Origin of the sequence: Streptomyces sp. NPDC127117, assembly GCF_042677325.1 — a bacterium.
Taxonomy (GTDB): domain Bacteria; phylum Actinomycetota; class Actinomycetes; order Streptomycetales; family Streptomycetaceae; genus Streptomyces.
In genome coordinates, this window is record NZ_JBHXTM010000025.1 from 1 (window position 1) to 21,167 (window position 21,167).

General features: G+C 71.9%; 17 protein-coding genes. 9 read left to right on the forward strand and 8 right to left on the reverse strand.

Translation table 11 applies throughout. The features are described 5' to 3' along the window. Positions 1 to 310 precede the first annotated feature (310 nt). A complete protein-coding gene (locus tag ACFVH0_RS22240; RefSeq protein WP_385822550.1) occupies positions 311 to 1,354 on the forward strand; it encodes a sporulation protein in 1,044 nt (347 codons plus the stop codon). Further along, complete coding sequence (gene tatA / locus ACFVH0_RS22245; RefSeq protein WP_385822552.1) at positions 1,354 to 1,611, forward strand: Sec-independent protein translocase subunit TatA; 258 nt, start codon at positions 1,354 to 1,356, stop codon at positions 1,609 to 1,611. Before ACFVH0_RS22240 ends, tatA begins: the two co-directional genes overlap by 1 nt. A gap of 348 nt (positions 1,612 to 1,959) precedes the next feature. On the opposite strand, the gene ACFVH0_RS22250 is transcribed toward tatA, so the two are convergent. Continuing rightward, complete coding sequence (locus ACFVH0_RS22250) at positions 1,960 to 3,150, reverse strand: endonuclease/exonuclease/phosphatase family protein (protein WP_385822554.1); 1,191 nt, start codon at positions 3,148 to 3,150, stop codon at positions 1,960 to 1,962. A gap of 53 nt (positions 3,151 to 3,203) precedes the next feature. Beyond that, positions 3,204 to 3,872 carry a M15 family metallopeptidase gene (locus ACFVH0_RS22255; protein ID WP_385822555.1) on the reverse strand — a complete coding sequence of 223 codons (669 nt, stop codon included), beginning with the start codon at positions 3,870 to 3,872 and terminating at the stop codon, positions 3,204 to 3,206. A 214-nt stretch (positions 3,873 to 4,086) separates the two neighbouring features. On the opposite strand from ACFVH0_RS22255, the gene ACFVH0_RS22260 reads away from it, so the two are divergent. The 3 genes from ACFVH0_RS22260 (at position 4,087) to ACFVH0_RS22270 (ending at position 7,200) form a co-directional block, all read left to right on the forward strand. After that, positions 4,087 to 4,764, forward strand: coding sequence for a response regulator transcription factor (locus ACFVH0_RS22260; protein ID WP_385822557.1), 678 nt, complete (start codon positions 4,087 to 4,089; stop codon positions 4,762 to 4,764). A 137-nt stretch (positions 4,765 to 4,901) separates the two neighbouring features. Beyond that, positions 4,902 to 6,002: a sensor histidine kinase gene (locus ACFVH0_RS22265; RefSeq protein ID WP_385822558.1), complete on the forward strand. Its 1,101-nt coding sequence runs from the start codon at positions 4,902 to 4,904 to the stop codon at positions 6,000 to 6,002. A 142-nt stretch (positions 6,003 to 6,144) separates the two neighbouring features. Beyond that, a complete protein-coding gene (locus ACFVH0_RS22270) occupies positions 6,145 to 7,200 on the forward strand; it encodes a biotin/lipoate A/B protein ligase family protein (protein WP_385822560.1) in 1,056 nt (351 codons plus the stop codon). 19 nt (positions 7,201 to 7,219) lie between these two features. Here ACFVH0_RS22270 and ACFVH0_RS22275 read toward each other — a convergent pair whose 3' ends face one another. Both ACFVH0_RS22275 and ACFVH0_RS22280 read right to left on the reverse strand, forming a co-directional pair. Continuing rightward, positions 7,220 to 9,748 carry a SpoIIE family protein phosphatase gene (locus ACFVH0_RS22275; protein WP_385822561.1) on the reverse strand — a complete coding sequence of 843 codons (2,529 nt, stop codon included), beginning with the start codon at positions 9,746 to 9,748 and terminating at the stop codon, positions 7,220 to 7,222. Between the two features lie 108 nt (positions 9,749 to 9,856). Further along, positions 9,857 to 11,332 carry an amidase gene (locus ACFVH0_RS22280; RefSeq protein ID WP_385822562.1) on the reverse strand — a complete coding sequence of 492 codons (1,476 nt, stop codon included), beginning with the start codon at positions 11,330 to 11,332 and terminating at the stop codon, positions 9,857 to 9,859. Between the two features lie 246 nt (positions 11,333 to 11,578). Between ACFVH0_RS22280 and ACFVH0_RS22285 the strand changes: the two genes are divergently transcribed. Both ACFVH0_RS22285 and ACFVH0_RS22290 read left to right on the forward strand, forming a co-directional pair. Continuing rightward, complete coding sequence (locus tag ACFVH0_RS22285; RefSeq protein ID WP_385822564.1) at positions 11,579 to 12,253, forward strand: hypothetical protein; 675 nt, start codon at positions 11,579 to 11,581, stop codon at positions 12,251 to 12,253. Then, entirely contained in the window at positions 12,250 to 13,275 is a 1,026-nt protein-coding gene (locus ACFVH0_RS22290; RefSeq protein ID WP_385822566.1) for a nucleotidyl transferase AbiEii/AbiGii toxin family protein, read from the forward strand. Before ACFVH0_RS22285 ends, ACFVH0_RS22290 begins: the two co-directional genes overlap by 4 nt. Before the next feature lie 204 nt (positions 13,276 to 13,479). Here the strand turns inward: ACFVH0_RS22290 and ACFVH0_RS22295 are convergent, their stop codons facing one another. Continuing rightward, a complete protein-coding gene (locus tag ACFVH0_RS22295) occupies positions 13,480 to 13,833 on the reverse strand; it encodes a hypothetical protein (RefSeq protein ID WP_385822568.1) in 354 nt (117 codons plus the stop codon). 205 nt (positions 13,834 to 14,038) lie between these two features. Between ACFVH0_RS22295 and ACFVH0_RS22300 the strand changes: the two genes are divergently transcribed. Beyond that, positions 14,039 to 14,815: a hypothetical protein gene (locus ACFVH0_RS22300; RefSeq protein WP_385822570.1), complete on the forward strand. Its 777-nt coding sequence runs from the start codon at positions 14,039 to 14,041 to the stop codon at positions 14,813 to 14,815. Here ACFVH0_RS22300 and ACFVH0_RS22305 read toward each other — a convergent pair. The 3 genes from ACFVH0_RS22305 to hydA are packed head-to-tail and all read right to left on the reverse strand — an operon-like array spanning position 14,778 to position 18,776. Then, positions 14,778 to 16,328 carry an NCS1 family nucleobase:cation symporter-1 gene (locus ACFVH0_RS22305; protein WP_385822572.1) on the reverse strand — a complete coding sequence of 517 codons (1,551 nt, stop codon included), beginning with the start codon at positions 16,326 to 16,328 and terminating at the stop codon, positions 14,778 to 14,780. The two genes, ACFVH0_RS22300 and ACFVH0_RS22305, sit on opposite strands and share 38 nt — an antisense overlap. Positions 16,329 to 16,362: 34 nt before the next feature. Then, positions 16,363 to 17,364: a TIGR03842 family LLM class F420-dependent oxidoreductase gene (locus ACFVH0_RS22310; RefSeq protein ID WP_385822574.1), complete on the reverse strand. Its 1,002-nt coding sequence runs from the start codon at positions 17,362 to 17,364 to the stop codon at positions 16,363 to 16,365. 11 nt (positions 17,365 to 17,375) lie between these two features. Continuing rightward, positions 17,376 to 18,776 (reverse strand): dihydropyrimidinase, encoded by a 1,401-nt coding sequence (gene hydA, locus ACFVH0_RS22315; RefSeq protein ID WP_385822576.1) that lies wholly within the window; start codon positions 18,774 to 18,776, stop codon positions 17,376 to 17,378. 363 nt (positions 18,777 to 19,139) lie between these two features. On the opposite strand from hydA, the gene ACFVH0_RS22320 reads away from it, so the two are divergent. After that, positions 19,140 to 21,026 (forward strand): alkaline phosphatase family protein, encoded by a 1,887-nt coding sequence (locus tag ACFVH0_RS22320; RefSeq protein WP_385822578.1) that lies wholly within the window; start codon positions 19,140 to 19,142, stop codon positions 21,024 to 21,026. The last annotated feature ends 141 nt before the right edge of the window (positions 21,027 to 21,167 follow it).

Sequence of the window (21,167 nt, forward strand, 5' to 3'; positions counted from 1 at the left end):
CCCCCCCTCTCCTTCCCGACGGTCCGGGGCCGCGCGGTGCACACGCACCGCACGGCCCCGGACCGTTTCCGATCACCGTCGCGGGCAGTAGCGCGGGCAGAGTAAAGGCACGGTAAAACGCGCTCGTCAAGCGGCTGCCCGGACCGTCTGGGCGATCCTTTTCGGACTTTCCCGCCCGCCGGCCCTCCGCGGCTCCGGAAGCTCCATGAACGGCTCTATGCTCTACACGTCTGTAGAGCTCGGGAGCCTCCCTCGGCGTTCCCGCGCTCCCCCGTACCCCTCGTACGCACGTAAGGGAGTGGACGCCGCCATGGTGTTCAAACGACTGCTCGGCTCGCTCGGTGTGGGCGGCCCAACCGTCGACACAGTCCTCACCACCGGGGCGACCGCTCCCGGCGGCCCGCTGTCGGGCCTGGTCCATCTCAAGGGCGGCGGCGCCGACTTCGACATCGACCACATCGCGCTGGAACTCGTCGCGCAGGTGGAGGCCGAACACGAGGACGGTGAGGAGGAGCGCGTCGTGGTCTTCGAGCGCCTCATCGTCGGCGGCGGCTTCCGGCTGGCCGAGAGCGAGCAGCTCAGCGTGCCGTTCACGGTCACGCTGCCGTGGGAGACACCGATCACCGAGTTGTACGGGCAGAGCCTGGGCATCGTGCTCGGCGTGCACACGGAGCTGTCGGTCGCCGGGGCCAAGGACAAGGGTGATCTCGACCGGCTCATGGTGAGCCCGTTGCCGGTCCAGGAGGCGATCCTCGAAGCGTTCGGACAGCTCGGCTTCGGCTTCCGGTCCGCGGATCTGGAGTACGGCCGCATCGGCGGCACCGGCCAGCAACTCCCCTTCTACCAGGAGATCGAGCTGACCCCGCCGCCGCAGTACGCACACGCGGTCAACGAGATCGAGGTGACCTTCCTCGCCACCGCGGGCGGCATGGAAGTGGTCCTGGAGGCCGACAGGCGCGGCGGGCTGTTCTCCGACGGGCACGACGCACTCAACCGGTTCATGGTCGCGCACGACGGAATCCACCATCAGAACTGGCGGGCTCTCGTCGAGGGCTGGCTCCAGCAGCTGATCGAGCACCGGTCGGCCTATGCGGCGGGATCCTCGTACGGGCACGGCGATCCGTACGCCGGACACCACGGCCACGAGCCCGGCCACGGCCACCACGAGGACCAGCATCACGGCGGCGGTCACCGCTCGGGGCCGGGCCTGGGGACAGCGGTCGCGGTGGGCGCGGCCGGGCTCGCGGTCGGCGTCGTCGGGGGCATGGTCGCCGCCGAAGTCGTGGACGAGGCAGGGGACTTCTTCGAGGGCGACAACGATGACGACGGCGATGACGAGGGTGGTGACGACTGATGTTCGGGATCAGCGAGATCGCGATCATTCTGATCGTGGTGATAGTTCTCCTGGGTGCCAAGCGCCTGCCCGATCTGGCCCGTTCCGCCGGGAAGTCGGCGCGCATCCTCAAGGCCGAGGCGAAGGCCATGAAGGAGACGGGGAAGGCCGAGGGTGAGGCAGGGGCGCCCAGGGTCATCCGCGGCGAAACCGTGGGCCGGCAGGACACCGTGGACCCGAGGCCGGACACGGGGCAGCAGCCTCAAGGCCGCGCGTAGGGCGCCGCCCGGCCGGTCCCGGTCCGTGCCGTCCCTCCCGGGTACGGACCGGGACCGGCCGGGCTCCATCGGGGCCGTACGCCGCCGGCCCGTTCCGGTGACCGCTGCTCAGCGTTCAGGGCCCCAAGTGAGCTGCCACAGACGCAGCGTGCCGTCCGAGCCGCCCGACAGGAGGAACCCGGTCGTCCGGGGTCAGCGCGATGCTCCGCGTGCCGCCCGTGACGCCGACTGCTGTTCGTCCACGGTCCCCACCCCGTAACGTCCGGCCGGACGGTCGCGGCCCGGTGTGCCCGAAGCGGCTTCCGTACGGGGCCCGGCGGGGTGTACGCCCCAGGGGCGGTGGACTGCCTATGCCTTGAGGTCGGCGGCGACCGGCCGGTGGTCGCTGGCGGTGGCGGGGAGGGTCCAGGCGTCGGTGGGGGTGACGCCCCGGGTGAGGATGTGGTCGATCCGGGCGATCGGGAAGGCCGCGGGCCAGCTGAAGCCGAAGCCGGTCCCGGCCTCGTCCTTGACCGGCTTCAGCCGGGACGTCAGCGGCGCGAGGGAACGGTCGGTGGTCGCTCCGTTGAGGTCGCCCAGCAGGAGAACCTTCTTCTGCCGCTCCTGGTCGACGGCCCGGTCGAGAGCGGCGAGCGTCTCGTCCCGGCGCGCGATGGCGAAGCCGGACGCGCCGACCCGGACCGAGGGCAGATGGACCACGTACACGGCGAGGGGACCGTTCGGCCCCCGTACCTGGGCACGCAGCGAGCGGCTCCAGCCGGGATCGATGGTGACGCGCCGGGATTCGGTGATGGGGAAGCGGCTCCACAGGGCGACGGTCCCGATGTGCACGCGGTGGCCGAGCCGGCGGTCCAGCACCTTCCGGTAGACGGGCAGGGCTTCGTCGGTCACTTCTTCCAGGGCCACCAGGTCGGGGTCGGCGGCCAGCAGCGTACGGGCGGTCGCGGCGGGGTCGGAGTTGGCGGCGCCGACGTTGTGGGTGACGACGGTCAGATTCGGCTCGGCATCGCTCCGTCCGCCGAAGTACGGGGCCGCGAACATGGCGGACCACACGGCACCGAGCAGCAGGGTCGCGACCACGGCCGACACGGACCTGCGCAACAGTGCGGCCAGGAGCAGCACGGGTACGGCCAGGCCGGTCCAGGGCAGCACGGTTTCGAACAGGCTGCCGAGACTGCCCGGCGAGTTGGGCACGAGCGAGTGACAGACCGTCACCAGCCCCACCACCACGGCGAAGACGCTCAGGATCCGGTCCCGGCCGAGCCCCGGGCCGAGCCGGTCGCCCCGGCCGCGCAAACGGCGCAGCCGGCCGGGCGGTCGTCCGTCCGTGTCCGGTGCTGACGCAGGACCGGAACCGGAACGGGCGGGATCGGAGGGACCGGAACCGGAACGGGCGGGATCGGAGGGACCGGAACCGGAGCGGGCGGGATCGGAGGGACCGGAACCGGAGCGGGCGGGGTCGGAGGACGAGGAAACTGGGTCGGAGAATCCGCCTCCGATGTACACATCCGGGTACGGGTCCTCGCGCAGATCGGCCATGACATGTCCTTCGGAAGTGGGCTCGGACTCACGGGGGCTGAGCACGGTGCCGCTCAGCCGGCCGCGTTGCTCAGGGGCGCCGGGCAGGTGCCGCCGGGGCGGGTCAGAAGCTCGAAGTGCCACATCTCGTTGTTGTAGACCTGGCACAGGCCGTAGTCGGAGCCGTTGCGGATGAGCCAGTCATCGGCATCGGTGGGGCCGATGTCGACCGCCTTCCCGGACACATGCGTCGACTTCTGCGGGGTGTTCACGAACTGCCTCGCCTTCTCGGCGCTCCCGTACTTCTCGATGCCCTCGTCCAGCAGGCGCTGCTGGTGTTCCTTGCTGCGCCACCCCGAGGTGACCCGGAATTCGATGCCGTCGTCGCGGGCGTCCCGGGCCGCTTGCTGTACGGCCTTCAGCAGTCGCTCGTCGAGCCGGCCGATGGCCGGGTACCGGGTGTCGAAGGGGGTGAGCCGACGGCCGTCCGGGGTGTCGCCCTCGTCGGCGCCCTCACCTGCGCCCTCGTCGGCGCCCTCCTGGGTGACCTCCGCGGTCGCCGCGCCGCCGCCCGGCGTCCGGTCCGCCGTGGCGTCGGCGTGCGCGGCCGGTTCGTTCCGGTTCGTCAGGCCACATGCCGCCGTCAACGCCACCACCAGGACCGCTCCCGCTCCTGCCACCATTCGGCCGGGGAAGCGGCGCGCTGCCGTGGCGGGGCGGTTCGTGGCGGGGTTGTCATGCATGGTGGCCTCCGGGCGTCTCGTACAGCGCGGCGGGTGCCGCGGACCGATGGCTTCAGTGAACGGTGGGCCGTGTTGTCGGACCGTTTCGATTTCCCGATACGTTTTCGATATCCCCGGACCGCTCGAATAGGGACGGTCATCCCGGACCGCCGGAACAGGGACAGCCGGACGGACCGGCGACCGGCCGGGTGAGGCACAGAGCAGGAGAGGCCGTATGCGGGTGCTGATTGTCGAGGACGAGCTGTATCTCGCCGAGGCGGTGCAGGCGGGTCTGCGGCTCGAAGCCATCGCCTCCGACATCGCCGGGGACGGCGACACCGCCCTGGAACGCCTCGATGTGAACGAGTACGACGTCGTCGTGCTCGACCGCGACATCCCCGGCACGCACGGCGACGACGTGTGCCGGGCGATCGTCGAGCGGCGCCTCGGCTGCCGCGTGCTCATGCTGACCGCGGCGGGCCTCCTGGACGAGAAGGTCGCGGGGTTCGAGATCGGCGCCGACGACTATCTGACGAAGCCCTTCGACCTGAAGGAACTGGTCGTACGGCTGCGCTCGCTGGCCCGCCGGCCCAAGGACAGCACGCCGCCGGTCATCGAGTGCGCCGGGATCCGGCTGGATCCGTTCCGGCGGGAGGTCTTCCGCGACGGGCGATACGTGGCGCTCACCAGGAAGCAGTTCGCCGTGCTGGAGGTCCTGATGACCGCGCGCGGAGGTGTCGTCAGCGCGGAGACACTGCTGGAGCGGGCCTGGGACGAGAACGCCGACCCGTTCACCAACGCGGTCCGCATCACCATGTCCACGCTCCGCAAACGGCTCGGTGAACCGTCGGCCATCCACACCGTGCCCGGCGTCGGCTACCGTCTCGACGAGCCGGCCGGGGGCGACCGGTGAACCGCCGGCCGGCGCCCCGGGAACACGACATCACGGCCCCGGCCGAAGTCTCCTCGAAACGCCGGTCCGGGGGCCGCCCCGAAGGCCGGTCCGGGGGCCCGGCGCCCTCCCGGCGGCCGCGGCGGCTGACCGCGCGGATGAAGCTCACCCTCACCTACGCCCTGTTCGTCGTCGTCGCCGGGGCGCTCAGCCTGGCCATGGTCTACCTGGCCATGCGCTTCGTGCCCTACTACCCGCTGGCCGACGTCAACCCGCAGGCCGCGGCCATCGCCACCCGTCCGGACATCCTCCGGGCCCTGGCCAAGGCCTCCGGCATCGCCCTGCTGCTCCTGGCGCTGGTCGGGCTCGGCGCCGGCTGGCTCATCGCGGGCCGCGTCCTGCGCCCCCTTCAGGACATCACCCGGGCTGCCCGCCGGGCTGCCCACGGCTCCCTGGACCACCGCATCGGACTCGCCGGCCCGCGCGACGAGTTCACCGAGCTCTCCGACACCTTCGACGACATGCTCGCCCGCCTCCAGCGGTCCTTCGACGCCCAGCAGCGCTTCGCCGCCAACGCCTCGCACGAACTGCGCACCCCGCTCGCGGTCAGCCGCACCATGCTCGACGTGGCCGTCGCCGACCCCGACGGCCAGGACTACCGCCAACTCGTCTCCCGGCTCCGCGAGACCAACCAGCGCGGCATCGACATCACCGACGCCCTGCTGCGGCTCTCCGCCCTCGAACACACCCCGCCCGCCATGGAACACCTGGACCTCGCCGACACCGCCCGGGCAGCCGTCGACGCCGCCCGTGAGGAAGCCGCGGCACGCAACATCACCCTCTCCGCCGACATCCGTCCGGCCCCCTCCACCGGCAACGCCGTACTGCTGCGCCAGCTGACCCTGAACCTGCTCCACAACGCCGTACGGCACAACCTGCCCACCGGCGGCACGCTCTCCCTGACCACCGGCCCCGACCCGGCCCGGCCCGGCCGCGCCCTCCTGACCGTCACCAACACCGGACCGCGGCTGGACGACACGGTCGACCGCCTCACCGAGCCGTTCCTGCGCGGCAGCGGGCGCCTGGCCGAACAGGACCCCACCCGCCGCGGCCACGGCCTCGGCCTGGCGATCGTCGCCGGCATCGTCCGCGCCCACCACGCGGACCTGGCCCTCACCGCCAACCCGGGTGGCGGACTCACCGTCCGCGTATCACTGCCCGGCGCTCCCGGGGACAACACGGCAGCCGAGCGGAACTAAACCGTACGGTGGGTGACGTTATGCGTATGGCGCCGTAATTGTTCGGCGCGGATTCGTGAGGCGGTCGCTTCATGAGCCGGCCGGTCCGTGATGCGGTCGGCCGGGTTTCCTGAGGCGGTCGGGCAGATGTGGAGGCAGGGCTGTGCACGGTGAGTACAAGGTCCCCGGCGGCAAGCTCGTCGTGGTGGATCTCGATGTCCGGGGCGGCGCGCTGCGCGACGTACGGGTCGCAGGGGACTTCTTCCTCGAACCCGACGAGGCGATCCTCGCGATCGACTCGGCACTGGAGGGCGCCCCGGCCAACACCGACACCGCCGGTCTCGCCGCCCGGATCGACGCGGCGCTCCCCGCCTCGACCGTGATGCTCGGCCTGACCTCCGAGGGCGTCGCCGTCGCCGTACGCCGGGCGCTCGCGCACGCCACCGAGTGGAGCGACTACGACTGGCAGCTCATCCACGAGGCGCCGCAGTCCCCCGCACTCCACATGGCCCTCGACGAGGTCATCACCGCCGAGGTCGCCGCGGGGCGCCGCCCGCCCACGCTCAGGGTCTGGGAGTGGGACTCCCCCGCCGTGATCATCGGCAGCTTCCAGTCCCTGCGCAACGAGGTCGACCCGGCGGGCGCCGCCCGCCACGGCATCACGGTGGTGCGCCGGGTGTCCGGCGGCGGGGCGATGTTCGTGGAGCCCGGCAACACCATCACGTACTCGCTCTCCGTCCCGGACGCCCTGGTCTCCGGTCTCTCGTTCGCCGACAGCTACGCCTATCTCGACGACTGGGTGCTCGGCGCGCTCGGCGAGATGGGCATCAGGGCCTGGTACCAGCCGCTCAACGACATCGCGACGGACGCCGGGAAGATCGCGGGCGCGGCCCAGAAGCGGGTGGTCGGCGGAGAAGGCGCCGTGCTGCACCACGTGACCATGTCGTACGACATCGACGCGGACAAGATGCTGGAGGTGCTGCGGATCGGCAAGGAGAAGCTCTCCGACAAGGGCACCAGCAGCGCGAAGAAGCGCGTGGATCCGCTGCGCCGTCAGACGGGGCTGGCGCGCGAGGCCGTCATCGAGCGGATGATCGACTCCTTCCGTACCCGGCACGGCCTCACCCCGGGCAGGGTGACGGACGAGGAGATGGCGCGGGCCGAGGAGCTGGTGCGGACGAAGTTCGGCACGACGGAATGGACCGCTCGGGTGCCGTGAGGCCGGTCGCGGGCAGGTTTCAGCCTCCTGCCGCGGGTGGCTCCTGCCGGGGCAGTTCCTGTTCGGTCCAGATGATCTTGCCTTCGGGGGTGTAGCGGGTGCCCCAGCGGCGGGTGAGCTGGGCGACGAGGAACAGGCCGCGGCCGCCCTCGTCGGTGGTGCGGGCGTGCCTGAGCCGCGGCGAGGTGCTGCTGGTGTCGGAGACCTCGCAGATCAGGGCGGACTGGCGCAGCAGCCGGATCCTGATCGGCCCGCTGGCGTAGCGCACCGCGTTGGTGACCAGCTCGCTGACGATCAGCTCGGTAGTCATCTCCAGCTCCTCCAGGCCCCAGGCGCTCAGCTGGCGGGCGGTCCGGGCCCGGACCCCGGCGACGGCGGCCGGGTCGTCGGCCACCTCCCAGGACACGACGTGGTCGGGGCTCAGCTCGTGGGTACGGGCGAGCAGCAGGGCCACGTCGTCGGGCTGGGGCACGGGGACCAGCTGATCCACGACCGTTGCGCACAGGGCGTCGAGCGGCAGTCCGCGCTGTGCCAGGGCACCGCCGAGGCGGGACATGCCGAGTTCGGGGTCCTGGTCGCGGCCCTCGATCAGGCCATTGGTGTAGAGGCCGATCAGGCTCCCCTCGGGCAGTTCGGTCTCCGCCGTCTCGAACGGCAGCCCGCCCAGGCCCAGCGGCGGTCCCGCGGGCAGTTCGAGGAAGGTGACCCGGCCGTCCGGGGCGACGACGACGGGCGGCGGGTGGCCGGCGCGTGCCATGGTGCAGCGCTGGGTGACCGGGTCGTAGACGGCGTACAGGCAGGTGGCGCCGAGTACGGGGGTGCCGTGCTCCCCTCCCTCGGGTTCCTCGTCACTGAGCCGGAGCACCAGGTCGTCGAGGTGGGCGAGGAGTTCGTCGGGCGGCAGGTCCATGTCGGCGAGGGTGTGCACCGCGGTGCGGAGCCGGCCCATGGTGGCGGCGGCGCCGATGCCGTGGCCGACCACGTCGCCGACGACGAGGGCGACCCGGGCCCCGGACAGCGGGATCACGTCGAACCAGTCGCCGCCGACACCGTCCTTGGCGTCCGCCGGGAGGTAGGAGGAGGCCACGTCCAGCGCCATTCCGCCGGGCAGCGTGTGCGGGAGCAGGCTGCGCTGGAGGGTCAGCGCGGCGGTGTGCTCGTGGGTGTAGCGGCGGGCGTTGTCCACGCACACGGCGGCCCTCGCCACCATCTCGCGGGCCGGAAGCACATCGTCCGGTTCGAACGGGGCGGGGTTCTGCGACCGGATGAAGGTGGTCAGACCGAGCACCGTGTCGCGCGCCCGCATGGGTACGGCGATCAGGGAGTGGAGTCCGTACTCCCCGATGCTCGCCGCCCTGGCGGGCTGTTCGACCGCCCATACGTTGTCGTCGGGGTCGAGGACCGGGATGAGGAGGGGCTCGCCGTCGATGAGGAACCGCATGTCGTGGGGCGGGGGTACGAAGTCCACCGGTTCCCCGATCCGGCGGACCGCCTCCGGGCAGCCCTCGCGCACCGAACTCATCCCGGCCCGGCGCATCTGCGGCCGGGTGGCGGCGAGGACGGCGCCGGACCTGGTCAGCTCCGCACCGGACAGCCCCGTGCCCAGCGGCCACGGACCGGGCGCGCCGACGCTGGCGACCGGTTCCAGCAGGTCGACGATCACGAAGTCGGCGAACCGCGGCACCGCGAAGTCGGCCAGTTCCTGGGCCGTACGCATCACGTCCAGGGTGGAGCCGATGCTGGCCCCGGCGTCGTTGACCAGGGCCAGGCGCTGCTGGGCGTTCCACCGGTCGGTGACGTCCAGGACCATGTAGCACAGGCCTGTGACACCACCGTCGCTGTCGGTCAGCGGCAGGTACGACGTGGAGTAGGCGCGCTTGCGGCGCGGATCGGCCCAGGTCCAGCCCAGGTACTCGTAGTCGATGACGGGAATCCCGGTGTCCAGCACACCGCGCATCAGCGTCTCGATGGCCTCGGTCTCCAGCCCCGGCAGCACCTCGCTCAGCCGGTGGCCCACCCGATGCTCGCGCGGGACGCCGCCGAAGCGTTCCAGGGTGTCGTTCATCCAGACGTAGCGCAGGTCCGGGCTCATCACCGCCATGCCGATCGGCGACCCGGTCAGGAAGGCGTCCAGCACGGACTGCCCGACCGTCCACTCCGGCCGCCGTTCACGCCCGGAGACCAGGAAGCACTCCCGGCCGTCCAGGTGAAAGGAGGCCGATACCCGGAGGTCGACCTCGATCCGGCTGCCGTCGCGCCGCCGCACGTCCGCGACTCCCCGCCACCCCACGCCCGCCCGGCAGCGCTCGGCGATCCCCGCCACCCGTACCGGGTCCTCGGGCATGGCGAGCAGGAAGCCCGCGGGCCGCCCGACCACCTCCGCGGCCCGGTAGCCCAGCAGGTCCTGTGCGCTGTGCGTCCAGCCGACGACCGTTCCGCTGCCGGCGACCACCACGGTCGCGTCGTTCGCCGTGTCGTAGGGGTGCCGGGGGGTGCTGGGCCTGGAAGGTTCGGCTCCGGGCGCCGACTGCGGACCTGCACACGCCATACCGGACACCACCCATCTGCTCCCTGCCCATGATCCCGCCTCCCGGGCTCGGGTGCGAGCGACAGCGGCGCCGGACACGGCCCCGGGCGCGGGGACCGGACGAGGGGGTCAGCGCCCCGCCCCGGGCCCGGACCGGGCGGGCGGGGCCGGGGGCCGGTGCTCGTACCAGCGCCGGTCGGCCTCCAGCTGGGCGGCTAGGGAGATCAGGCGTTCCTCGCTGCGGGACGGACCGAGCAGCTGCGCCCCGACGGGCAGCCCGTCACCGGTGAACCCGGCCGGTACGTTGATGCCGGGCCAGCCCAGTACGTTCCAGGGCCAGGCGTACGGGCAGGCCTCGGTCATCGCCAGATCGGTGCGCCAGGCGCTCAGCCCGTCGAAGCGGCCGATCGGGGGCGGCGGCAGGGCGGTCGTCGGGGTGAGCAGCACGTCGTACCCGGCGCCGCCCCGCGACGGGCGGAAGAACCCGCCGATCCTGCGGTGCTGGCGCACCTCGCGCTCCCTGGCCGCCCGTACCACCCGGCCGCCGAGCCGGGTGCCGGTGCGCAGTGCGCTGCGGGTGCGCGGGTCGAGCAGCGAGGGGTCGGGGTGGCGGGCGGCGAGTTCGGCGATCCCGGCGGTGGCGCGTGGGACGAAGCCGAGGCCGATCAGCCCGTAGTGGGGCCTGGCTTCCTGGACGTCGTGGCCCAGTCGGGCGAGGGCCTCGGCCACTGCGAGGACGGCCCGTCGCACATCGGGGTGGGGCGCGGATCCGGTGAGGGTGAGCGGGGGGCGCCAGGCGAGGGCGATGCGCAGCCGGCCCGGGTCGCGGCGGGCGGCGGCCGCCGCCGCGACGGGCGGCGGCCGGTGCTGGTCCTCGGGGTGGGAGCCGGCGACCGCGTCGAGCAGCAGTGCGGCGTCGGCGACGGTCCTGGCGAGCGGTCCGTTGACGGTCAGGCCCTGGAAGGCGTCGATGTGCGGGTGGCCGGAGATCCGGCCGCGCTGGGGCTTGATGCCGACGAGGTGGGTCCAGGCCGCCGGGATGCGTACGGACCCCGCGCCGTCCGAGCCGAGCGCGGCGGGCACCAGACCGGCCGCGACGGCCGCCGCGGAGCCGCCGGAGGAGCCGCCCGGGGTGTGGCCGGTGTGCCACGGGTTGCGGGTGGCGCCGAAGGCGGGGCCCTCGGTGAACGGCCACTGGCCCAGCTCGCAGGAATTGGTCTTCCCGACGATCACGGCCCCGGCCGCCCGCAGCCGGCGTACCGCCTCGCTGTCCGCGGTCGCGGCGGGCAGATCGCCGTCGCAGCCGAAGTAGGTCGGCATCCCGGCGACGTCCGTGTCGTCCTTGACGGCGACCGGTACGCCGAGCAGAGGCAGCCGCTCCCCCGCCGCGAGCCGGCGGTCCGCCTCGGCGGCCTCGGCGAGCGCGGCCTCGGCACGCAGGTGCCGGAAGGCGTTGAGGGTGCTCCGGCTCGCTTCGATGCGGCGCAGCGCGGCGGTCACCTGCTCGACGGAGGTGGTGCGGCCCTCGGCCAGCTCCCGTGCGCTGTCGGCGAGTCCCGTGGGGCCGGCCGGTCCGGTGGTTTCCACCGCTTCCGTTGAGGACATGGGCTGACCGCCTTCCTCGTGTCGGACGACACCTGTGCAGCGCCTGTGCGGCGCGCCTGCTGTGCCCCGACGAACTTACCGGAGGGTAACGACGAATGAGCGGTCCGCTCAACCGTTCGGTGGAATGTGGCCGCGGTGCCTCCACGGCGCGCCCGGGAAGGTATCCGGTCGCATCCGGGGAGTGTCAGTGCCGCTTGCTACGTTCTGCGACGGAAGCGGACCGTGAGAAGCACTGGTGGAGGGCGCGTGGAAGCGGAGTTCGAGGGCGAGTTCGAGACGCATCTGACGGTGCGCCTCGGTCCTTCCGCCGGGGGAGGTACGGAGGGCGCCCGGGAGGCCGACCGGCTGGGCCGCTGGGCGGAGCGCGAGGGCCTGAAGCTCACCCACATCCTTCTGGACCGCGGTGCCACGCCCGACCAGCCCATGCTGACCGAACGGGGCCGGGGTTCGCTCTCCCGGCAGCGGGCCGCAGCCGGGCTCCGGTCGGCCGAGCTGCGCGCGGCGGGCTTCCCCGTCGTACGCGTGAAGATCGAGGCCGCTCCGTGGAACGAGGACATACCGGGGACGGCCGACGAGGCCGCCGCGCTGTCTCCCGACTGCCACTTCGAGCATCACGTCAAGCTGCTGCTGACGGGTGAGCCGCAGCTCGCCCTCGCGCGGGCGGTGGCCGAGCGGCACGGCGCGCGTCTGTCGCGCAATGCCCGCCGCACCACCGGTCCCGGGAGCCATGAGCGGTTCGTCACGCAGCGCTGCTACGCGATGGGCCGTCCGCAGGCGCGGGCCGAGCTCGACGCGCTGCTGGGCGGGCTGGCCGCCGCCGGGCTCGAAGTGCTGGAGTTCGAGGAGGAGTTCGTGGTGCACGACGACCATCCGGCGGTGGACGCCGGCTGGCTGGACGAGCCGGCCGGGGTCTCCCGGTGAGCGCGGACGACCGGCCCGTTCCCGGCGAACCGGCGTACGACGACCCGTCGCTCGCGCCGCGCTGGCGGGCCGCCCGGCGCGCCGTCCAGGACCATCTGCTGCGGGCGATCGCGGAGTCGCCCTGGGGCGACGGTCTGGTCCTGCGCGGCAGTGTTCCGCTCCAGGCGTGGGTGGGTGCCGCCGCGCGGGAGCCTGGCGATCTGGACTGGATCGTGGTGGAGCCGCCGGCGGACGGCTGCGTCGACGGCCTCGATCCCCACCCGTACGTCAACGGGATGGAGGCCGTCCAGCAGTGGCCGGAGGCAGCGCACGGCGCTGCCGCTCCCGAGCTGCTGACGGACGGCGAGTGCCATGACACCGGCGGCACCCGGCCGGTGCTCGCGCCGGAGGGGCTGCGCTGGATGGAGGCGGAGGAGATGGATCCGCCGTCCTCCCCCGCCGAGGAGGTCGTGGCCGCCCTGGCGGCCGGTCCGCCGCTGCCCGAGGGGATTCGCATCGATCCGCTCCGGGTGAAGTCGGACGGGACGTGGACGTACCGGGAGTACGAGACACCCGGGGTGCGTGTCGTCGTCCCCTGGGAGGCCGACGGGCTGCCGCCGGGCGAGGTGCGGATGGACTTCGCCCAGGACGAGCGGCTCCCCCAGGCCCCGGGGTGGACGGCCTGCCCGCGCGGTGACGGCGGGCCCCCGACGCCGGTCCGCACCGCGGGCCCGGGGCTCTCGCTCGCCTGGAAGCTGCTGTGGCTCGCCGAGGACCAGGAGGCGGAGGGCCGGTCGGGGGCCAAGGACCTGTACGACGCGGTGCTGCTCGCGGAGCACCACGCGACCCGCCTGTCGCCACGCCTGCTGCGCACCGTGCTGGGACCGCACGCGCCGGACTTCACCCCCGAGGCGGTGCTGGACTGGTTGGTGGACTGGTCCGCGTTCCACGCCGCGCACCCGTGGGTGGACGGCGGCCCGGACCGGCTGCGGGAGCGGCTGGCCGCCGCGCTGCCCCCGCTGCTGGAACGGAGCGCTCCGTGACCGGCGGGACCGGCCGCCCGTACTGACCGGCCGCTCCGGCCGCCCGTACTGACCGGCCGCTCCGGCCGCCCGTACTGACCGGCCGGTCCGGCCGCCCGTAGTGAGCGGCCGATCCGGCCGACGCGCGGATAGCGCCGCGCGCATACCGAGGCGCGGATACCGAGGCGCGGATTCGGCCCGTCCGTGCCGCGCGGCACGAGCGGCCTACGGCTGGACGGTGATCTCGCCGATCCCGGTGCCGATGCCGGCACAGTGCGCGGTGGACTGGCCGGACTGCCCGGGGTTGAGGGTGACGTGCTCGCCGTCCACGTCCGGGGACCAGCCACAGACCAGGTGCACCCAGAAGGTCTGCGTCGTGCTGCCGTCGTTGCGGCACAGCGCGAAGCCCGTGTAGTTGTCGATCTCGTGCTTTCCGGTCTCGCAGGACAGACCGGGCGGCGTCGCCACGGCCGGCCCGGCGGTCGCGACGGTCGCGGGAACCGCGAGCGCGGTGGCCGCCCCTGCCACGACGACGCCCCTGAGTACGGCCCTGGACACACTCCCCATCGACAGCTTCATGTCTCCCTGTTCCTCCTCGCTGATGACGAACCCGGTGCGCCGACAACCGTCCCCAACCCCCTGCGGCCCAAAACGAGGCAAAACATCACACTGTGTATACGCCGTGGTGGTGTGCTCCGCCGCGCGACCACATCCGCCCCGGCGTACGCTCGGAAGAATCGGATGGCACCTGAACAGGCCCTACGGGTACTACCAGGGAGGCGACGTGACCGGTCGACACAGCGGCACACTCCGGGCCGCCTGGGCGGCGGCCGTCGTGCTGGGAATCACCGGCGGCAGCGTCCTGGGCGGTGGTGCGGCACGGGCGGACGATGGCATCGACAAACTCTCCGCGCAGCAGATCGCGGACCGCTCCCGCGACGCCCTGCTGAGCGCCCGTTCCCTGCACCTGAGCGCCCGCGGCGAGTTCGGCGACCACGGCCCGCCGATGACCCTGGAGCTGTCCCTGGACCGGGACGGCAACTGCAACGGATCGGTGGATCTCGGCAACAGGCAGGGGTCGGTCCGGATCGTGAAGCGCGGCGACGACGTCTGGATCAAGCCGGATGCGAACTTCTGGAAGAACCAGGTCCCGGGCGGTGGTTCGGCCTTCGCCGCGATCCTGAACGGGCGCTACATGAAGGGTTCGGCCGACGACCCGAGGCTGCGCAATCTGTCGAACGGCTGCGATCTGGACACGTTCCGGAAGCTGGTCAGCGACAACGCGGACAACGACCGGGGGACGCTGAACAAGGGCCGCAGGACCACGCTCGACGGAACTCCGGTGGTGCCGCTGACCAGGATGCGGGACGGTCGGACGCTGACGATGGACGTCGCGGCCACCGGCAAGCCGTACCCCTTGAGGATCACGGTCCGGGGCGATGGGGCGGACGCGGTCGTGGGCTTCTCGGCCTTCGACAAGCCGGTGCCCACGACCACGCCGCCGCCGGACCAGACGTACGACATCAGCGCCCTGCTGGGCCGTACGTCCGCGCCGGTGTGACGCCGGGCCGGCCGCTGAGCAGCACGTACAGCACCAGCGACGAGGCGAGCCCGACCGCCCAGCCGTAGTCCGCGAGCGGTTTCAGGAACGGAATCAGCCCGCCGGCCGGGAACGGGCCCGTCCCGGGTGCGGAGTGGGAGCCCCCGATGGCGAGGACGCCGCCGACGGTGAACGCCGCGACAGCCCGCCAGTTCCAGCCGTTGGTGTACCAGTAGCGGCCGCCGGGGCGGTAGAGGTCCGCGAGGTCGAGCACGGTGCGGCGGACGATCCAGTAGTCGGCGATCAGGATGCCCGCGACCGTACCGAGCAGACCGCCGACCAGCCCGAGCCAGGTGAAGATGTACAGCTCGGGTGTCTCGGTGAGCTTCCACGGCATGATGAGGACGCCGACGACGCCCGTGATCAGCGCGCCGGTACGGAAGTTGATGAACCGGGGCGCGAGATTCGCCAGGTCGTACGCGGGCGACACGACGTTGGCCGCGATGTTCACGGAGACCGTCGCGACCAGCACCGTCACCAGGGCGTAGAGCAGCCCGAAGACATTGTCGGTCCGGGCCACGAGCTGGACCGGATCCCAGATGGCTTCCCCGTACACCGCCTGCGATCCGGAGGTGACCAGGACCGAGAGCAGGGCGAAGAGCGTCATCGTGGTCGGCAGGCCGAGCGACTGGCCCCGGATCTGGGCGCGTTGGCCGGCTCCGAAGCGGGTGAAGTCGGGGATGTTCAGCGAGAGGGTGGCCCAGAAGGCGATCATGCCCATCAGCGAGGGGAAGAAGACCGGCCAGAACTCCTTGCCCCAGCCGAGCTTCGAGGGCTGGTCGAGCAGCGGGCCGAAGCCGCCCGCCTTGACGGCGACCCAGACCAGCAGCACGACGGCGCCGACGATGACGAACGGTGCCGCCCAGTTCTCGAACCGGCGCAGAGCGTCCATCCCCCGGTAGATGATGGCGAGTTCGAGCGCCCAGAAGAGGACGAAGCAGAGCCAGAGCGTCCACGGCTGGCCGCCGATCTCGGACGCCTTCGCCCAGCCGCCGAAGATCTTCCCCAGCAGGGTGAAGATGCCGACGCCGCCGATCCAGGTCTGGATGCCGAACCAGGCGCAGGCCACCGCGGCCCGGATCAGGGCGGGCAGATTGGCGCCGCGCAGCCCGAAGGAGGCGCGGGCCAGCACCGGGAAGGGGATGCCGTACTTGGGTCCGGCGTGCCCGGTGAGCAGCATTGGCCCGAGCACGATCAGGTTGGCCAGCGCGATGGTGAACACGGCCTGTTTCCAGTCCATGCCGAGGGCCACCAGGCCGGAGGCGAGCAGCCAGGACGGGATGTTGTGGGCCATGCCCACCCAGAGCGCGGTGAAGTTGTACGTCGTCCAGCGGCGCCGTTCCAGCGGAACGGGCAACAGGTCCTCGTTGACGAACCGGTTGTCGGTGGGAACGGCGCCGGGGGCGAGTTCGATGCGGCCCGAGGCGTCGGGTATCGGGTCCTGCGGTGGAAGGGGTGGGACGGTCGATGTCATGGCGGCTGGACCCTTCGCTCGGGACGGGGGCGGGTCAGTCGGACAGAGCGGGGATGATCCGCGCACCGTAGGCGTCGATCGTCGCCTCGCGCGCGTCGTGCATGTTGTAGAGCGCGAACTGGTCGACGCCCAGGTCGCGCAGGGCCCGCAGCTTCTCGATGTGCGCCTCGGCGGGGCCCAGCAGGCAGAACCGGTCGACGATCTCGTCCGGTACGAAGGTGGTGTCGGGGTTGCCGGCCCGGCCGTGGTGGCTGTAGTCGTATCCGGACCGCCCGGCGATGTACTCGGTCAGGGCCTCGGGGACGAGCCCGGAGTGCGCGCCGTACCGGGAGACGAGGTCCGCGACGTGGTTGCCGACCATGCCGCCGAACCAGCGGCACTGCTCGCGGGCGTGGTCGAGGTCGTCGCCGACGTAGGCGGGGGCGGCGACGCAGATGGTCACGGAGCCGGGGTCGCGGCCGGCCTCGGCCGCCGCGTCCCGTACCGCTTTGATCATCCACTCGGTGAGGAACGGGTCCGCGAGCTGGAGGATGAAGCCGTCGGCCTTCTGTCCGGCCAGGGCGAGCGCCTTCGGGCCGTACGCGCCCATCCAGACGGGCAGTCTGCCGTCCTTCACCCAGGGGATCTGGACCGGCTGCCCGTCGACGGTGGCCTCCCGGCCCTCGGCGAGGTCGCGGATGACATCGATGGCCTCGCCGAGCCGGGCCAGGGTGTTGGGGCTGCGGCCGGCGACGCGCATCGCCGAGTCGCCCCGTCCGATGCCGCAGACGGTGCGGTTGCCGAACATGTCGTTGAGGGTGGCGAAGGTGGAAGCGGTCACCTCCCAGGTGCGGGTGCCGGGGTTGGTCACCATGGGGCCGACGACGAGGCGTTCGGTGTGTTCGAGGATCTGGCTGTAGATGACGAACGGTTCCTGCCAGAGCACCGTCGAGTCGAAGGTCCAGCCGTAGCGGAAGCCGTTGCGTTCGGCGCGGCGCATCAGGCCGACGACGGCCGAGGCGGGCGGATCGGTCTGGAGGACGAGTCCGAAGTCCATGACGGGTGCTCCTAGTCCAGGTACTGACAGGTGGCTCGCGGGGTGTACATGCCGTGTCCGGCCCGGCCGGTGAACTTCCTTGAGTCGATGACGACTTCACCGCGCGAAAGAACCGTCTCGACCTGCCCGGTGATCCGCTTCCCCTCGTACGCCGAGTAGTCGACGTTCATGTGGTGGGTCTCGGCGGAGATGGTCTGTTCGGCCGCCGGGTCGTAGATGACGACGTCGGCGTCGGCGCCCGGGGCGATGGTGCCCTTCTTCGGGTAGAGGCCGAACATCCGGGCCGGGGAGGCGCAGGCGATCTCGATCCAGCGGCGGCGCGAGATGTGACCGTCCACGACCGCCTGGTGCAGGAGGTCCATCCGGTTCTCCACGCCGGGCATTCCGTTGGGGATCTTCGAGAAGTCGCCGCGGCCCATCTCCTTCTGGCCGGAGAAGCAGAAGGGGCAGTGGTCGGTGGAGACGACCTGGAGTTCGTTGTTCCTGAGCCCCCGCCAGAGCGCTTCCTGGTGCTCCCTGGGCCGCAGCGGGGTGGAGCAGACGTACTTGGCGCCCTCGAAGTCAGGCTCGGCGAGGTTGTCGGTGGAGAGGAAGAGGTACTGCGGGCAGGTCTCGCCGAAGACCGGAAGTCCCTTGTGGCGGGCGGCGGCGACCTCGGCGACCGCCTCGTCCGCGGAGACGTGCACGATGTACAGCGGGGATCCGGCGACGCGGGCGAGCTGCACGGCGCGGTGGGTGGCCTCGGCCTCCAGTGCCACCTTGCGTACGTCGCCGTGGTGGCGCGGGTCGGTGCGGCCCTCGGCGAGGGCCTGTTCGACGAGTACGTCGATGGCGATGCCGTTCTCCGCGTGCATCATGATCAGGCCGCCGTTGTGGGAGGCCCGCTGCATGGCGCGCAGGATCTGGCCGTCGTCGCTGTAGAAGACGCCTGGATAGGCCATGAACAGCTTGAAGGAGGTGACCCCCTCCGACACCAGCAGGTCCATCTCCTTGAGCGAGGACTCGTTCACATCGGAGAGGATCATGTGGAAGGCGTAGTCGATGGCGCAGTTGCCGTCGGCCTTCGCGTACCAGGTGTCGAGCCCCTCGCGGACGGCGCGGCCCACGGACTGGATGGCGAAGTCGACGATCGTGGTGGTGCCGCCCCAGGCGGCCGCCCGGGTGCCGGTCTCGAAGGTGTCGGCGGCGTAGGTGCCGCCGAACGGCATCTCCATGTGAGTGTGCGCGTCGACACCGCCCGGGATGACGTACTTGCCGGTGGCGTCGATCCTCCGGTCGGCGCTCCAGCTCTCGGCCGCGTCGCTGTCGTGCGCCGCGAGGGCCACGATGCGGCCGCCCTCGATGAGTACGTCGGCATGCAGTTCGTCGGACGCGGTGATGACGAGACCACCGTGGATGACGGTGCGGCTCATGTACCCCTCCTCACTCGTGGCGGAATGGGTCTACGCACGTAGACAAGGTGCGTGATGAAGAACGTAGAAGTGGGTTACCCACTGTGGCAATACCGCTGCCGCTAACCGCTGAAGACGTTTCTGTTTCATCCGCCCGGCACTCCACCGGCCCACAGGCGCGGCGATGACCATGACCATCGCTGAACAGATGACCATGACCATCGCTGAATAACGGAATGATTACGGGTCTGGTCCAAATGTTGAGTACGGTTCATGCGCCCGTCCCGTACGCGGCGTGATCCGATCACCACCGACGGCGAGCCTCGGACACATCACCGGACACCCCCGTTGTCCGGTGTCCAACGACCGATCCCGGAGGATCACGTGTCCCTGTCGCGCTCCGCGCGTACGGTGCTGGCCGCCGCCACCGTCGCCGCCGTCGCACTGCCGCTCGTCACCACCGCCGCCCACGCCCAGGGGTCCAAGGCCCCGGCCGCCGCCTCGTACGCCGGCCTGCCGTCCGGCACCAAGCAGACGAAGACCCTGGTCATCGGCGTGGACGGTGCCACCTTCGACGCCTTCTCGCGCGCCGACGTACCGAACCTCAAGCAGCTGATGGCCAAGGGCCTGACCGCCCGGAGCAACCTGTACGCCGACCCGATGGCCCCGACCGTCTCCGGCGCCGGCTGGTCGTCCATCGCCACCGGCGTCTGGCCCGACAAGCACAACGTGAAGGACAACAACTTCACGGCCCCGGACTACGGCCGGTACCCGGACTACGCGACCCGGCTGGAGACCGCCGACCCGGCCACGTCCACCCTGGTCGTCGGCACCTGGAGCCCGATCCCCCAGATCGTCTTCGGTGCGAAGACCGATCTGCGGATCGCCGGCGGCAACGACGAGGGCACCACGGCCAAGGCAGCCGACCTTCTCGCGCACGGCAACCCCGACTCCACCTTCGTCCACCTCGACGAGGTCGACGGCGCCGGCCACAGCAGCGGCTCCGCGAGCGACGCCTACCTCAAGGCCCTCAACACCGCCGACGGCCAGATCGGCCGCCTGCTCGACGCGGTGACCTCACGGCCGACGTACGCGGACGAGGACTGGCTCGTCGTCGTCACCGCCGACCACGGCCACACCCCCACCGGCGGACACGGCGGCAACACCCCGCTGGAGCGCGGCACGTTCGTGATCGCCCAGGGCAAGGGCATCCGGCCCGGCTCGGTGCGCGACGACGTCAGGATCACCGACATCGCGCCCACCGTGCTGCGCCACGAGGGCGTCGCCACCGACCCCGCCTGGAACCTCGACGGCACCTCGCTCGCCGAGCTGAAGCCGGACGCCTTCGACGCGCTGCGCCCCTCGCTGCGCACTCCCGTCGACGAGACCCGGCTCCCGGCCGACGCCAAGGGGTGGACCAGCACCGCGCCCGAGGGCTGGTCGATCGACAACTCGAAGATGCCGGCCGGCGGCGTCACCGAGTGGCGCGGCTGGTCCTTCGCCACGGACGAGTTCTGGACCAACGCCGAACGCGGCCAGGGCCGCGAGACGAACGTCCGAGCCCGCAATGTGTTCGCGGTCGCCGACTCCGACGAGTGGGACGACAAGGCGCACGACGCCGGACAGTTCGACTCCACCCTGGTCAGCCCCGTGTACAGGCTGAACGGCGCGGCGAAGGCGACCGTGTCGTACGCGACGAACTACCGGGTCGACGGTCCGCAGACCGGCGATGTCTACGTCTCCTACGACGGCGGCACCCCGCAGCTCATCAAGTCCTACCGGGCCGACAGCAACACCGTCGAGCGTCTTGAGCTGTCCGTTCCGCAGGGCGCGCGGACGGCCCGGCTGAGCTTCCGCTACACCGGCACCAACAGCGCCTTCTGGACCGTCGACCAGGTCGCCTTCGGCCGGCCCAACCCGCCGTCGGAGCTCGCGGTCGCCTCGCTGAAGGCCGACACCGTGCTCCTCGGCAGGCCCGGCTCCGAGTCGGCCTGGAAGGTCACCGCGACCGGTGTGGTGAGGACCGCGCAGGGCAAGCCGGTGAAGGGCGCCGAGGTCACGGCCGAGCTGACGGCCGGCGGCAAGGTGCGCAAGCTGACCGGCACCACGAAGAAGGACGGCTCGGTCCGCTTCAGGGCAACGGTGGGCCGGGGCGTCGCCGGGGCCACGCTGACCGTCACCGATGTGCGCTACAAGCACCTCGCGTACTACGGCGAGCTCGACCCGGTCCACTCGCTGGACCTCACCCGCCCCACCGGCCACCGGGGCTGACCGTCCGGCCGGGCCCCGGAGCCACCGGCCGGGGGCGACGAGTATGTCACCGACGGCGATGTCGGTGCTCAGCCGCCCCGGCCGCGGCCCGGCCGTGACGTGCGCGCGGACACGGCCCCGCCCGCGCGCGCCCGCACCGGG